Annotated in this window: 12 protein-coding genes; 1 reads left to right on the top strand and 11 read right to left on the bottom strand. The window is 45.8% G+C overall.

Annotated elements, in window-relative coordinates; all coding sequences use genetic code 11:
• Positions 1-9 precede the first annotated feature (9 nt).
• A complete protein-coding gene (locus AB4185_RS11450) occupies positions 10-276 on the bottom strand; it encodes a DUF4212 domain-containing protein (RefSeq protein ID WP_010435433.1) in 267 nt (88 codons plus the stop codon).
• A gap of 448 nt (positions 277-724) precedes the next feature.
• On the opposite strand from AB4185_RS11450, the gene AB4185_RS11445 reads away from it, so the two are divergent.
• Positions 725-2,476: a potassium/proton antiporter gene (locus tag AB4185_RS11445; RefSeq protein WP_102333894.1), complete on the top strand. Its 1,752-nt coding sequence runs from the start codon at positions 725-727 to the stop codon at positions 2,474-2,476.
• On the opposite strand, the gene AB4185_RS11440 is transcribed toward AB4185_RS11445, so the two are convergent.
• From AB4185_RS11440 to AB4185_RS11395, 10 genes are all read right to left on the bottom strand, one after another.
• The gene (locus AB4185_RS11440; RefSeq protein WP_102333893.1) at positions 2,473-3,102 is read right to left on the bottom strand and encodes a response regulator transcription factor; all 630 of its coding nucleotides are present in this window, start codon (positions 3,100-3,102) and stop codon (positions 2,473-2,475) included. The genes AB4185_RS11445 and AB4185_RS11440 overlap by 4 nt on opposite strands.
• 212 nt (positions 3,103-3,314) lie before the next feature.
• Positions 3,315-5,204 carry a protein-disulfide reductase DsbD gene (locus tag AB4185_RS11435; RefSeq protein ID WP_372135467.1) on the bottom strand — a complete coding sequence of 630 codons (1,890 nt, stop codon included), beginning with the start codon at positions 5,202-5,204 and terminating at the stop codon, positions 3,315-3,317.
• Between the two features lie 175 nt (positions 5,205-5,379).
• A complete protein-coding gene (locus tag AB4185_RS11430; protein WP_017062719.1) occupies positions 5,380-5,868 on the bottom strand; it encodes an arginine repressor in 489 nt (162 codons plus the stop codon).
• Positions 5,869-6,195: 327 nt separating this feature from the next.
• Positions 6,196-6,660, bottom strand: a complete 465-nt coding sequence (gene pyrI, locus AB4185_RS11425; protein WP_372135466.1) for an aspartate carbamoyltransferase regulatory subunit — start codon at positions 6,658-6,660, stop codon at positions 6,196-6,198.
• A gap of 15 nt (positions 6,661-6,675) precedes the next feature.
• Positions 6,676-7,605, bottom strand: coding sequence for an aspartate carbamoyltransferase (gene pyrB / locus AB4185_RS11420; protein ID WP_017062721.1), 930 nt, complete (start codon positions 7,603-7,605; stop codon positions 6,676-6,678).
• 489 nt (positions 7,606-8,094) lie between these two features.
• Complete coding sequence (locus AB4185_RS11415) at positions 8,095-9,105, bottom strand: ornithine carbamoyltransferase (RefSeq protein ID WP_017062722.1); 1,011 nt, start codon at positions 9,103-9,105, stop codon at positions 8,095-8,097.
• 141 nt (positions 9,106-9,246) lie between these two features.
• Positions 9,247-10,158 (bottom strand): carbamate kinase, encoded by a 912-nt coding sequence (gene arcC / locus AB4185_RS11410; RefSeq protein ID WP_017062723.1) that lies wholly within the window; start codon positions 10,156-10,158, stop codon positions 9,247-9,249.
• 73 nt (positions 10,159-10,231) lie between these two features.
• A complete protein-coding gene (gene arcA, locus AB4185_RS11405; RefSeq protein ID WP_017062724.1) occupies positions 10,232-11,455 on the bottom strand; it encodes an arginine deiminase in 1,224 nt (407 codons plus the stop codon).
• An 805-nt stretch (positions 11,456-12,260) separates the two neighbouring features.
• A complete protein-coding gene (locus tag AB4185_RS11400; RefSeq protein WP_017062726.1) occupies positions 12,261-13,709 on the bottom strand; it encodes a YfcC family protein in 1,449 nt (482 codons plus the stop codon).
• A gap of 509 nt (positions 13,710-14,218) precedes the next feature.
• Complete coding sequence (locus AB4185_RS11395) at positions 14,219-15,526, bottom strand: anaerobic C4-dicarboxylate transporter (protein ID WP_004729714.1); 1,308 nt, start codon at positions 15,524-15,526, stop codon at positions 14,219-14,221.
• Positions 15,527-15,536: the final 10 nt, after the last annotated feature.

The raw sequence follows: 15,536 nt of genomic DNA, 5'->3' as shown, positions 1-15,536 counted from the left end.
TTCTAGCCTCTAGTCTTCCTGTACGTTGTATTTTTTGTCGAGCGCATTCATGCGGACAACGTAAATAAATATCAGCGCCACGAAGGTGTATATCGAACCTTGCTGAGCGAACCAAAATCCTAGCTTGAACCCGCCAAACTGAACGGTATTGAGGGCATCCACAAATAAGATGCCAGCGCCGTAAGACACCGCAAACCAGACCGCGAGCAGTGTTCCCATAATTCCCAAGTTTTCCTTCCAGTAGGCTTGAGCATGTTCCGTAGATTCGAACGCCATTGCCTTCTCCTTTATTCCGTTTTCGTAGAAACTGTTTTTGTGAAACCGTTTTGTAAAATAGCGTGTTAACGTAATGTTACGATTTAGAATGTAGCAAGGATAAGTCAAGGGATCTGTGCAACTTTAGTCGGGATGGTATTAGCGCTAATGTACTGAAATATGGGAGCTAGGAGACATAACCATAGAAAAATGTGATGTTAAAATGTTGTTAAATTAGCCAAAGGTCTAACAAAAAGGGATGAATTAGACTGCGAGTCATAAAATTTAACAACTAAATGACCGAGAAACGGTATTTAGCCCTGCTTATGACACGAAGCGAAACATAAGTTTGTTATAGTAACAACGGCACTTTCACCGACCGTGCCTTGCTAAACGGCAGAAGATCAACAAGCTAGTGGCAAAAGATCAACAGGCTTAAAGCTCGGATTTTATTCTTTGGGGGAACGAATTGGACGCAATAACCATTAACCACTTATTCTTGACTGGTGCCGTACTCATCGCCATCAGCGTGCTTTTCTCACAAGTGTCCTCTCGATTGGGCGTTCCTATTCTTTTGATCTTTTTGTTCGTTGGTATGTTAGCGGGTGAAGATGGACCCGGTAATATTCATTTCGATGATTACTCACTGACCTACTTGGTGAGTAACCTTGCGCTTGCCGTGATTCTGTTGGATGGCGGTATGCGAACCAAGGTGGCGAGCTTCAAGGTCGCTTTCTGGCCTTCGCTCTCGCTGGCGACGATAGGTGTCGCATGTACAGCAACCTTAACCGGATTAATGGCGGCTTGGCTGTTTGACTTGTCATTAATGCAGGGCATCTTGGTCGGGGCGATTGTTGGTTCAACCGATGCGGCAGCGGTATTCTCTTTGCTGAAAGGACAGAGTCTCAATGAGCGTGTTGGCTCAACCCTAGAGATCGAATCGGGCACTAACGACCCAATGGCGGTCTTCCTGACGGTGACCTTAATTGCGCTGTTAGGTAACCCTGACGCTGAGATGGAAATGAACTTCCTACTGCAAAGTTTTGCGATGCAGTTTGGTATCGGTACTCTTGTTGGTATTGGCGGCGGCTGGGTTCTATGGAGCTTAATCAATCGAGTACAATTGGCTGATGGCCTTTATTCCATTCTGGTACTCAGTGGGGGCGTGGCTCTGTTTGCGTTCTCTAACATGCTTGGCGGCAGCGGCATCTTATCGATTTACCTAGTGGGCTTGTTCATTGGTAATCGTCCGACGCGCTCGCGACACTCGATTCTTAATGTTCTTGATGGCATGACGTGGCTAAGCCAGATCGTGATGTTCTTGGTATTGGGTTTATTGGTGACGCCATCAACGTTGATGGACATTGCTCTGCCTGCGCTGGCACTGGCCTTCGGTATGATTTTGTTTGCTCGTCCGCTGTCGGTTTGGTTGGGTTTGCTGCCGTTCAGAAGCTTTACCACCAAGGAACGTTGGTTTGTTTCTTGGGTCGGTCTACGCGGCGCGGTACCGATCATTCTGGCGGTGTTCCCGATGATGGCTGGCCTGCCTAATGCTCAGCTTTACTTCAACATCGCGTTCTTCGTGGTTATGGTGTCGCTGATTGTTCAAGGCGGCAGCTTGATGAAAGTCGCGAGATTGGCTCAAGTGACGCTACCTCCAACGCCGACACCGATTTCTCGTACTGGCATTGAAATTTACCCTGCTAGTGAGTGGGAGATGTTTGTCTACAAGCTGAAAGAAGAGAAGTGGTGTGTGGGCGAACCACTAAAGCGTTTGTCTATGCCGGAAGGAACGCGAATTACTGCACTGTTTAGAAAGGATGCCTTGCTTCACCCATCAGGCAGCACCGTGTTAGAGGCGAACGATATCTTATGTGTGCTTGGTCAAGATAAAGATCTAGATAGCCTAAGTGAGCTCTTCAGTGAGGCACCTTTGGCAGAAGAAGCCGCTCGATTCTTTGGTGACTTCTTCTTAGATGTTGGGTTGTCGGTCGCTGCGGTAAGCGATTGTTATGGTATTGAACTTGGCTCGGAAGAAGAGCGAGAAATGACCCTAAAACAATTGGTTGATCAGGAGCTTGGTGCACACCCGGTATTAGGCGACAGCTTCGAGTGGCATGACATCACTTGGGTGGTTGCAGATATAGATGATCATAAAGTCGTCAAGCTGGGTTTATGTTTGCCTAAGACGACTTTAGAAGAGGATGTAAACGAAGCTTAATTGTGGATTTCTTGTAGCAAGATAACTGCTTGAGTTCGGTTTTTCACATCCAGTTTACGGAAGATGGCTGTCATATGCGCCTTGATGGTCGCTTCCGAAACATTTAATTCATACGCGATTTGCTTGTTAAGCAAGCCGTCAGAAAGCATCCCTAATACCTTGTATTGCTGAGGCGTCAGTGTGGAAATCTTTTCTGCAAGGTCGCTACACGCTGCATTATTGGTGATAAGCCCTTCAGGGAAGAACGGGTCGCCATTCAGCACTTGATTCAGTGCACTCACCAACTCACGCATATCACTCGACTTAGGAATAAAGCCAAACGCACCGTGGCTCTTCACCTGAGTGACCACGCTGGCATCTTCACTGGCAGAAACCACCACAATCGGTAGATCTGGGTATTCAGCGCGCAGTTGAATTAAGCCTGACATGCCATTGGCGCCCGGCATTTTCAGGTCGAGCAGTAATAGATCCGGCTCGCCTTCTTTCTTTAGCAGAGTCAGTAAGGCATCGAGAGAATCGGCCTCAAGCAGGTTCGCACCACTGATCGCCATATGAACTGACTGAAACAGGGCGTTGCGAAAGAGAGGGTGGTCATCAGCAATGATGATGGTATAGGTCGAGTCCATGACGTTCATACTTTTAACAATTTAGTTAATATTTATTATCATCCTGATTGAGTATGTGGACAATATCTATACATTAAAAGTCTGAACCATATCGACTTTTATCCCCGGAATAAGAAAGCGTTACTCTGAATAGCAAAAAAGCCGCACTGCCATCTCGTTACGGAGGGGCGGTGCGGCTTTCGATTCGGCTTATATTTTAGTGAATATTGCCGTTATAGCTGGTGGTTTTGCATGTGTTTTAAGAATACATCGGCAGGCATAAAACCGGTTACACGAGCATTTGGAACATGGTTACCCTCACCATCCCAGAACTCAATCGTAGGTAAGCCAAGTACCTGTAATTGTTTAAGCAGTTCAATGTCTTGAGGCATGTTTCTCGTTACATCGGCTTGTAGCAGTACGAAGTCAGAAAGCTTGTTTTCCACATCAGCTTGATGGAAGGTGTACTTCTCGAATTCTTTACATGCCACACACCAATCGGCGTAGAAGTCGAGCATCACAGGCTTACCGAGTTTCTTCGCTTCGATGAGCTGGATTTCTAGTTCTTCAACCGTGTTGATGCGTGCAAATTGGATGTGTTGTTCTACCGTCACGCTCTTTTCTGCAAACCAGTAATTGAGCGCAGGTTGAGCTGATGCGAACAGGCCAAGCATCGCAATGATGCCCACAGCGCTTTGCTTCCAGCCACCAAATGGCAGTGCATTCTTACTGTGGTAAAGCCAACCAAAGGCGATGAAGCCAAGGCCAGACCAAAGCACGGTTGCCCACAATTCAGGAATGATGCGCTCTAGCAGGAAGATAGGCGCGGCAAGCAAGATAAAGCCGAATACGATCTTCACCTTGTTCATCCAGCTGCCCGCTTTAGGCAATAGCTTATTACCAAACACTGCCACTAAAATCAGTGGGATACCCATACCCATAGCCAACGCGTACAGAGCAATTGCACCGGTAAATAGGTCACCACTCTGAGCCACATACAGCAGTGCGCCTGACAATGGCGCCGTGGTACAAGGTGAACACACCAAGCCAGAGATAGCGCCCATTGCGAATACGCCCAAGGTATTGCCACCTTGCTGCTTGTTGCTTTGGTTGTTGAGCCAAGTTTGGATGCTGCTTGGCAGTTGCAGGTTATAAACGCCAAACATCGACATTGCTAACGCCACGAACAGAACACTCAGCGCGATCAGCACGTAAGGGTGCTGCATAGCGGCTTGGAATTGCATGCCTGCTGAAGCAACCACTAAACCTAATAAGGTGTAGGTTAACGCCATGCCTTGCACGTAAATAAAGGACAGCATCAGCGCGCGACCTTGGCTGAGTTTGCCACCACCTAAAACGATACCCGTTAGAATCGGATACATAGGCAGCACACACGGCGTAAAGGCTAAACCAACACCGAGTGCTAAGAATAATAGAGGGGTCCACCAACTGTCACCGAGCTTATCGGCTAAGCCTGCTTCTTTTGAAACGGGAGCATTGGTTTGTTGATTGGTATTGCTTGCTGCGTCAGCTGTAGGAGAAGAGGGTTGTACTGAATTGTCTGCTTCACCAGCTGCAGCAGATGAACCTTGTGAGGCACTGCTGTTTTGGGCATCACCACTGTTACTGTTTTGCACATCACTGCTCTTTATATCCCCAGGATTCGTCGCAGTAAACGGTTCGATGTCGATTACTCGAGTTTCTGGTGGGTAGCAGAAACCAGCATCTGCACAACCTTGATACTTAACGATCAGCTGTGAGCCATCTTGGTAACTCTGTAGCGGAACTTGCACGAATAACGGCTGAGTATAAATGCTCACCTCACCGAAGAATTCATCTTGGTGTGGTTGGCCATCTTCCATTTCAACATTGCCGATAGCGAGATTTTGGCCAGTGAACGAGAGGCTATGTTGATAGAGGTAGTAGCCCTCTTTTACTTGCCAGTCGAGAAGGACCTTGCCGTCTTGCTGGTAGTAATTGAAAGGGAAAGCTTGGTCTACAGGGACAAAACCGTTGTTATTGCCTCCGAAGCTTGGCTCGGCGTTGTCGTTTCCAAAAAGCGCCCACGCAGGCTGGGTGAACAGGGAAACACAAACAAAAAGTAATGTGGCAAGTCGTCGCATACTATTTAGTCATCAAAATGGAGTTGAAGGTATCTTAACTCAATCAGACCGTAATAGTTTGTGATTAGTTTCATCGACCAGCAAATATCCGCTAGGGCGGATGAGCCACTTTCTTAGGCAATCGAGAGAGGGTTAGCAGCGCAACTGCAGTGAACTGCCCTTGCCAATAAGACATTTAGGCAACACCCAAGCGTGCTCTTACTACTTGTTCGCAAGCATCAATGTTCATCGTGTCTTTCGGGATAATTAGCACGGTGTCATTGCCGCCAACCGTACCGATAATCTCAGTATGTGGGTCGATATCGACTAATCTTGCGACTAATTGAGCACAACCTGGATGAGTTTTTACGATGACCATCGCTTGGTTATGAGTGATGAATTCGATTTGCGATGAGATGGATGCATCGACACGAACCGGTGCACTTTCAACCGTGATGCAGTAAACCTTTTTACCGCAAGCATTCTGAATTTTGACAACACCAAGCTGTGACAAAATACGAGATACGGTCGATTGGCTGATACCGGTATAGCCAATATCGACGAGTTTCTCTCGCAGTTGATTTTGGGTCGAGAAGCTTTGTTGTTGTAGTAAGCGTTTGCACGCTGCAGTCAGTGTTTTATCTTCAGCTGAATACAAGCAACCGTGCTCAGTGATTGGGTTCATGAACAACTCCTTAAGGTCAACATGTGGTTATCGCTTGTCCATAGCGCCGAGCGTACTCCCAAAGCCGTAGAGTACGATTGTTAAATAGGGCTTACCGATGAATCCCGAAATAAAGAGGGAAGGTATGCGTGATGTATGATCGTCTATCCATTGAGTCTACCACTAAAGGATAGTTATCTTTTTGAAGGGGATCACCAAATAAAATTCTAGTTAATTGCTTTTATTTTGGAGTTTTATTCTTTTGTTAAATGGATATTTATTCCAAGTTTGGCATAAATATCCATCGGTATTAGGGTGCTTTGGAGACCGTGATAATGGCGCTAAGGGTTAGCGAATTTCACTCATGATCTCGCGAGAGAATACATTTTCACAGTAGTGACATTTTAGCTGCACGTTTTCCTGTTTTAGCTGCACTTTAAAGCTGCTTTCGACTGGCTCACCGTGCGAAATACAGTTGCTATTCGGGCAAGAGTAGACACTGTGGATTTGCTCTGGCAGCACAAGGGTTAGCTTATTAACCACTTTATACTCTTCAATCTGATTGACCGTTGCCTGCGGAGCATAAAGAGCCAATTGGTTGGCTTGTTCCTTGGTCAGGAAGATGTTCTCAATCTTGATTAGATCTTTATGGCCAAGTGCCGATGATGGCAGGTTTAAGCCCATAGTGATGCGCTGTTCTGTCTTGTGTAGCTTAAACAGTTTAAGGATTTTGATACCAAGGTGAGCAGGGATGTGGTCAATCACGCTGCCGTTACGGATCGCTTCTACTTGTAGCTGAGTTTGTTTAACCATGACTGTTTCTCCTGCTTATAAAGTGTCGTTAAGAACTAGGGCCAATAGGGCTTCGCGAGCGTATACACCGTTTTCAGCTTGTTCGAAGTAGTAAGCGTGTGGCGTTTTATCAACGTCGGTGGTGATTTCGTCGACGCGTGGCAGCGGGTGAAGTACCTTCATGTTTTGACGAGCGTCTTTCAATGTATCGGCGGTGAGGATGTAAGCCGATTTCATGTGCGCGTATTCCGACGCATCAAAGCGCTCTTTCTGCACGCGAGTCATGTACAGAACATCCAGTTCCGGCACGACTTCTTCAATGCTGCTGTGAGTGCTGTATTGGATGCCCATCTCTTCCAATTCTTCACAGATGTAATCTGGCATCTCTAAGACTTCTGGCGCGATAAAGAAGAAACGCACGTTATTGAATTTCGATAGTGCTTGGGTCAATGAGTGCACGGTACGGCCATATTTTAGGTCGCCGACGAACGCCACATTGAGGTTATCGAGCGTGCCTTGTGTTTCGTAAATCGAGAACAGGTCCAGCAAGGTTTGCGTCGGGTGCTGGTTAGCACCGTCGCCGCCGTTTACTACCGGCACACCGTTAGAAAATTCAGACGCTAAACGTGCTGCCCCTTCTTGTGGGTGACGCATTACAAAGGCATCGACGTAGGATGAAATAACCTGCACTGAATCGGCAAGTGTTTCGCCTTTCTTCGCCAGTGAGGTGTTACCGCCATTATCAAAGCCAATGACCGTGCCACCAAGGCGCTGGACGGCGGTCTCAAATGAAAGGCGAGTTCGAGTTGAAGGCTCAAAGAAGCAGCTCGCAACGACTTTATTTTTCAGCAACTCTGGGTTTGGCTCGGCCTTGAGTCTTGCTGCTGTGTCGACGATAAGCTCCAGTTCATTACGAGTGAGCTCAGGTATGGAGATGATGTGCTTGTTAAATAACGAATGCGCCATAACGGGTCTTCCTTCTATGCATACAGTCAAATTGCGGACAAAAAAAAGCCCCCTAAAAATAGGAGGCTTCGAAACGATCAATAGAGCAAAATAAAAATGACACCACCGCCACTCTTTGGCGTGTAGTTTGACAATCATGTGCGACAGAATTGCAGTTCATTTTTTGCTCTCTTAAGACAAATTGCGGAGGATTATACTCAGATAAAAACGGCATGCAATACTTTCTGTAAAGTATTCATTTAATGGATTTTTATGCGAAATAACCTCTACATTTTGCTTTGATTTAAGCCCTTGTTGAAACAGAAAATCTCAGGGTTTTTGGGGCGATAATGCCCTCAAGTACATGAAAAAAAATGCGGGCTTTATCCAAGGGCTAAATCCCAAGTTCGCCGCCCGCATTTCCCTGTCATTACACTTAACTTGTCAATGTCTCGCGAACAAGTGAGTGCTTAACTTCTTAGTTGTTTCGATTCTTAGCTGTTTAGGTAATTAACTGCCTAGTGTTGCAACCATTACTGCTTTGATGGTGTGCATGCGGTTTTCAGCTTCATCGAACACGATAGAGTATTCAGACTCAACTACCTCATCAGTCACTTCCACACCGTCTTTTAGCTGTGGATATTCAGCCGCAAGTTGTTTGCCTACCGTGGTATCTTCGCCATGGAAAGCTGGCAGACAGTGCATGAATTTCACATGTGGGTTACCCGTTGCTTTCAGCATTTCCATGTTCACTTGGTAAGGCATCATTAGGTTGATACGCTCAGCCCATGCTTCTTTCGCTTCGCCCATAGATACCCAAACGTCGGTGTACAGGAAGTCACAACCTTGCACGCCTTCTTGAACATCTTCAGTCAGTGTAATTTTGCCACCTGTGTGCTCTGCGATTTCACGACACTGAGCCAATAGTTCTTCTTGTGGCCAGAACTGTTTTGGAGCAACAAGGCGAATGTCCATGCCCATTTTCGCTGCGCCAACCATCAGAGAGTTACCCATGTTGTTGCGAGCATCACCTAGGTAAGCAAAGCTGATTTCATGCAGTTGTTTACCACGGCCGTATTCCGTCATGGTTAGGAAGTCAGCAAGAATTTGTGTAGGGTGGAATTCGTCAGTCAGACCATTCCATACTGGAACTCCAGCGTAAGCGCCTAGCTCTTCAACAATCTCTTGACCGAAGCCGCGGTATTCAATGCCATCGTACATACGGCCAAGAACGCGAGCGGTATCTTTCATTGATTCTTTGTGGCCAATTTGAGAGCCAGATGGGCCTAAGTAAGACACGCGAGCGCCTTGGTCGAATGCCGCTACTTCGAATGCACAGCGAGTACGAGTTGAGGTTTTCTCAAAGATAAGCGCAATGTTTTTGCCAGTTAGTGTTGGCTGTTCGTAACCGTTGTACTTCGCTTTTTTTAGCTCCATAGAAAGATCTAATAAGTGTTGAATTTCGCGTGGAGTGAAATCTAGTAGTTTTAGGAAGTTACGATTGCGTAGGTTAAAAGCCATGATGTATTCCTTCTTAGATTTAGGCGCTTTCTTGTTACAGGGAAAGAAAATTCAAGAAAGCGCGATTCAATTTTTGTGTATTAATTTCAGTTCAAACGGTGATTCAGTTTTCTCGCAAGGTTTGAAAAGCTCGCGAGTAGATTAATCTTTGGTGATGTTGGTGCCCGCCAAGCCTTGCAGGATTTGCAAACCATCTTCGAGTGCACCAATACCGACGACTTTGCCGCCTTGCTGAATGAATTCGCACGATGCTTCAATTTTTGGTCCCATAGAGCCTGCATCAAATTCGAATTTCGCCAGTTCACTTGGTGTGGTGCTGCGCAGTGCGTGTTGAGTCGGTTTGCCCCAATCAAGGTAAACAGCGTCCGCGTCGGTCAAAATAAGAAGTGCATCCGCATCCAGTTGTTTCGCTAAGAAAGCCGCTGACATGTCTTTGTCGATAACCGCTTCAACACCCACTAATTTGCCGTTCTCTTTTTTCACTGGGATGCCACCGCCGCCAGTACAAATCACTAGGTGGCCTGCATCGATAAGTTGGGTGATCGCTTCGTGCTCAACAATGCCAGTAGGGCGTGGGCTTGGCACAACGCGACGGAAGTGTTGGCCGTCTGGTTTGACGATCCAATGGAATTTCTCCGCCAATTCACGCGCTTCCGCTTCTTCGTAGATCGGGCCAATCGGCTTCGTTGGATCGGCGAATGCAGGATCGTTTGGATCAACGGTCATTTGCGTCAACATGCACGAGATGTTGCGGTTAGGTAGATAGTTCTTGAACTCTTGCATCAGCATGTAGCCGATCATGCCTTGAGTCTCACTGCCCAATACATCTAGCGGATACGGGTTTACTTTTTTGTATTCCAAACCTTGCAGAGCCAGTAAACCAACTTGTGGGCCATTACCATGTACTAGAACCACGTTGTACACTTTCGCGATTTCAGAGATGGTTTTAACCGCTGTTTCAATATTACGGCGTTGAACATCGGCTTCTAACGGCTCACCGCGACGAAGTAAGGCATTACCGCCGAGTGCAACAACAACAGTTTGCTTAGTCATAATTGTGTTCTCTCATTTTGGCCAAGCTGAGATTATTTAAGATCATTCAACTTGGCCGTTTTCGTCTTAGTGATTAGATACCATCACGCTCAATTGGGCAGCTCATGCAGCGTGCGCCACCGCGACCGCGGCCAAGTTCATCTCCAGGGATAGGAAGAACTGTGATGCCTGCTTTATCGTATTTTTCATTGGTGTAGGTGTTGCCTTCGTAGCCAATCACAACGCCAGGTTTAACCGTTAGAACGTTGTTTGCATCGTTCCACTGCTCACGTTCTGCATGGAAGTTGTCACCACCGGTCGTGATTAGGTTTAGCTTGTCTACGCCAAGTGCTTTTTCGATAGCTGTTACGAAGTAGCCTTCTTCTTTCACTTTCACTGCGCCAGACTCATCACCAGTTAGGTTCCAGCACTGTACGTCTTTACTCACCACTTCAGGGTAAACAGAGAACGTATCTTCGTTCATGTGCGTCATAACGGTGTCTAAGTGCATGCAAGAGCGGTGTTTTGGTAGCTGCATTGCGATAACTTGTTTCGCTTGACCGTGTTTGAATAGGCTAGATGCTAAGTGCTCAACACCTTGTGCTGTTGTACGCTCAGACATACCGATAAGAACCGTACCGCGACCGATTACAAGAACGTCACCGCCTTCAATGGTTGAGTTGTCGTAGCTGATGTTTTCTTCATCGCCGAAGTACTTAATGAAGTCTTGGCCAGCAAATGTTGGGTGCCAGCGGTAAATAGCGCGAACGTGGTTGGTTTCACGTTGACGAGCAGGTTTCGCCATCGGGTTGATGGATACGCCACCGTATACCCAGCAAGATGTGTCACGAGTAAATAGGTGGTTTGGTAGCGGTTCGATAATGAAGTCGGTTGGTGCGTGCATGCCTTGCATCATTGAAGATGATTTCATTGGCATCTCAGCGTAAGACAGACCACCCGTTAGGATTTTTGCTAGTTCTAGGTTTGGTAAGTCGCCCAAGTAGCAGCGCACATCGTTAGCAAAGGTTTTGCCTAAGCGGTAATCAGAAACTTGATGATTCAAAAGCCAATCTTTCGCTTCTGGCACTGCTAGCGTGTCTGCTAGTAGGTCAGTAAGAAGAAGAACTTCAACACCTTGATCACGCAGCGTTTGAGTAAATGCGTCATGCTCTTTACCAGCACGTTCAACAGCCAGTACGTCATCAAATAGTAAATCGTGACAGTTAGAGGGTGTTAGGTGAGTCAGTGCGCGTCTTGGACGGTGAACTAGAACGCGGCGTAATTGACCTATTTCAGAACCTACATAGAACTTACTCATGATCGTCTCTCTCTTATATATTTGAATTACTTTTATCGCTAAGAGTAATTATTTATTTTCAGTTGAGAAGAATGAATTATTTATTCATATCTCTTGTCTGGAATTAATATTACGCCTGCTAGTCAGGTATTCTTAGAGATCTATCACAAATCGTTTTTTATCCCGCAGCCCTTTAAAATTAAGGGTTTTAACAAACTTTATGCACTTTCAGTTATGAATAATACATTCTAAATAGTTAGCAGTTAGGGAACTTTATGCACGCTTTTTTGACGAAACTTACTAGAATCTAATTTACGAGGGATTATATGCAGAATAGTTTTATTGATAAGAGTGTACTTAGCTTGGAAGTATGCAGTGTTTTTATTTAGATATTTAATTTTGGATGTGGAATTAATTGTTTATTAACAAAGTAAATGCGAATAAAGCTGTTGCGATCACATTTTAAAATCGGCTGTTTAAGTGTGTTTTTTGATAGAAAAGGGCATTAATCCTCGTCTGTTTATTAGGCTATTAATTACTTTAAATATAATTAACGCTAATAAGTGACTAACTATTTGTTTAAACATCATGGTTGAAAATAGAGTGTTATTTCATCAAGAAAATTAGATGTTTAAAAGTAGGATTGATTCTTCTATTGCGAGTGCTTTGAGTTTAGTTGAGCTTGGCTACGAACAGAAGAACCTTGAATATCGCGTGTATGGCTTTGAGGATCTGTTTCAGTGGCAGAGGATTACATTGAGAGGGAACAATAAAAAAGCCGCTGTGAGAAGCGGCTTTGGATGAGAAAGGAGTGAAGTGCTGTTAGTTAGATCAGCGCACCAATACTCAGTACAACAATGCAGAACACCATCAATATACCGACTAGTGGCATCACCCATTTAACCCAGCGCACGTAAGGGACACGAGCAATCGCCAAACCACCCATCACCACCGCGGAGGTTGGGGTGATTAGGTTCACCAAGCCAGATGCAGATTGGTACGCAGTGATAACCAAGTCACGACCTACGCCAGCAAAGTCGGCCAGTGGTGCCATGATTGGCATGGTCAGTACCGCTAAGCCAGAGGTCGATGGCACTAAGAACGACAGTAGAATCTCTAAGAAGAACATCACGTTAATGAAGATAACCGAAGAAAGCCCCGTTACCATCTGTTCTGCTGAGAAGAGAATGGTATCGGTGATCATACCGCGGTCCATCACCACTACGATACCACGTGCAATACCTATGATGAGCGCAACGCCAAGTAGGTCGCGGGCACCATCAATGAAGCTGGTGGTAAACTCTTCTTCGCTCATGCGAGCCACAATACCAACGATGATGGTTGCTGCTAAGAACATCGCTGAGATCTCAGCCATCCACCATCCAGCAACGGATACACCATAAATCATTACAGCGAACGAGCCACCAAAAATGGTCAGAATCAGTTTGCGAGTCGCGGTGAATTCAAGTTTTTCGCCGCTCGCATTACCTAAGAAGTGCGCTTTGTTCTCTTCGTATTTGTCGTAGACAATTGATGTTGTTGGATCGGCTTGAACCATTCTTGCGTAACGCATTACGTAGGCAACACAAATACCCCAACCAATAATCAACATCGCAATGCGCAACACGATACCGTCTGTAAATGGAATACCAGAGGCGTTGGCAGCGATCACGGTTGCGAATGGGTTAATCGTTGAACCCAGCACCCCAATACCTGCACCAAGCAGTACGGTCGCAGCGGCAACAAGAGGGTCAAAGCGAGCTGCCATCATTACCGGCACTAGCAATGTATAGAAGGGCAGTGATTCTTCCGCCATGCCGTAGACGGTACCACCTGCGGCAAATAGCGCCATCAGTATTGGTATCATCAACTCTTCTCGCCCTTCTAAGCGGGCGGTGACGCGCTCGATACCGGCATCAATGGCACCCGTTTTGGTTACTAGCCCTAAGAAGCCACCAATGATTAAGATGAACAGCGAAACGTCGATAGCCGCCGCTTCATAGCTATTGTGGTCATAGAAGCCGTCAATAGGCGCGAGCAGTACATCAATCACGCCTTGAGGGTTACCTTCTACCGCTTGATAGGTTCCGGTTACGGGTACTTCTCGGCCTAGCTCTTCATTCATTGCACGGTCGTATTGGCCTGCTGGAACAATCCAGGTAAGCAGTGCGACGAACGCAATCAGAATAAATAGAATGGTGTAGGCAGAAGGGAATTTAAAGTTGGCAAAGAAGCCGCCCTTTTTTTTCTCGCTTGGTATCGTTTGAGTTGTCATGGCTATCTCCTTACATCATCTTAAATAGAAGTGATGTGAATTAGCGACTAATGATTTATAGATTGTAAATACACGGACACTTATAAAGCACTCAACGATATAAAGTTGCTGACTTTAAATATAAGTATCTTTATATTTATATATCCAAATGAATTTAGATTTAATTTAACTGCGGTTATTTTATTCCTTACGTTGGAATTTAAGTTTGGTATTGTTCACAAAAATAGTGACCAATGAATAGGCTGGAAAACGTTAGAAAAAGAGCAAGGTTTTTTGGTTGGTTAGCTTGGATTAATATTCGATGTTAATTAGAAAGAAACAAGGGGTGGTTGTGTTGGCAGGCATTGTTAATGAATGACGTGAATATTCCTGGAATTTTATTCAAACTTTATTTTTGTTCGGGTTTTTAGATTTATAATGTTTATTTGATACGTATCAAATAAACACATTGTTCAGAAAAGAAAAAAGGAAGCCGAAGCTTCCTTTTAGGTTTGGTTTTTCACCGAGTGTTAGATAAACAGACCGCCGAATGCGAAGCCGAGTGCTACCGCTGTACTGATTGTTGCCACACCAGGAATGAAGAATGGGTGGTTAAATACGTACTTACCAATACGCGTTGAACCTGTGTCATCCATCTCAACCGCTGCCAGTAGCGTAGGGTAAGTTGGAAGTACGAACAGTGCACTTACCGCAGCAAAAGAAGCCACGGCTGTTAGTGGTGCAACGCCAATCGCTAGAGCTGCAGGCATCAGTGCAACCGTTGTTGCGCCTTGAGAGTAAAGCAGCATAGAAGCGAAGAACAGAACAAGAGCCAGCATCCAAGGGTAGTCAGCCAGTAGAGCACCAGCAACGTCTTTGATTTCAGCAACGTGTGCATTCACAAACGTTGAACCTAACCAAGCCACACCCAGTACACATACACACGCAGTCATACCAGAGCGGAATGTTGGAGCCGAAGAAATCTTCGCTGCATCAATCTTAGTGAACATCACGATTGCCGCTGCTGCTGCCAGCATCACAGACATGATCGCTTCGTTACGGCCCAGTGCTGGGTTTTCAATTAGGCCAACAGAGCTAGAGATAGCGGCTGCGTAGCAAACAACAAAACCAATCGCCGCAAGGAAGATGTAAGTCGCTTTCTTCGCTGTTGGTAGAATTTCGCGTTTCTCTTCTGTTGCTAGCTTGATTAGACCTTTCTCTAGACGTTCTTGGTAAATAGGATCGTCTTTCAGTTCGCTGCCCATGTAGTTCGCGACAACCGCACCAACCATACAAGCGATGAAGGTTGTTGGAATACAAACCATCAATAGCGTTAGGTAGTCGACACCAAAGGGTGCCAGCATCGCTGCGAAAGCCACAACTGCTGCCGAAATAGGCGAAGCTGTGATCGCAATTTGAGAGGCTACAACTGCGATAGACAGTGGACGAGAAGGACGAACACCTTGGCCTTTTGCTACTTCTGCAATAACAGGCAACGTAGAGAATGCTGTGTGACCAGTACCCGCCATCAGTGTCATTACAAAGGTCACAATCGGCGCGTAAAAGGTGATTCGTTCAGGGTGTTTACGCAAAAAGTTTTCTGCAATTTGTACCAACCAGTCCATACCGCCAGCAACCTGCATTGCTGCAATTGCGGTGATAACCGACATGATGATCAAAATTACATCGACCGGGATGAAAGATTGGCTTGTTGGAACGCCAAGAATAAGTGAAAGGGCAATAACACCAGCACCACCGGCAAAACCAATACCGATACCGCCAATTCTGGCCCCCAAAAAGATAAAGAGCAGGACGACAAACAGTTCTACTGCAATCATAAGTAACACC

Source organism: Vibrio sp. 10N.286.48.F5 (genome assembly GCF_041469785.1).
GTDB classification, from domain to species: Bacteria; Pseudomonadota; Gammaproteobacteria; order Enterobacterales; family Vibrionaceae; genus Vibrio; species Vibrio crassostreae_C.
This window is presented reverse-complemented; position numbering and strand designations above follow the sequence as displayed.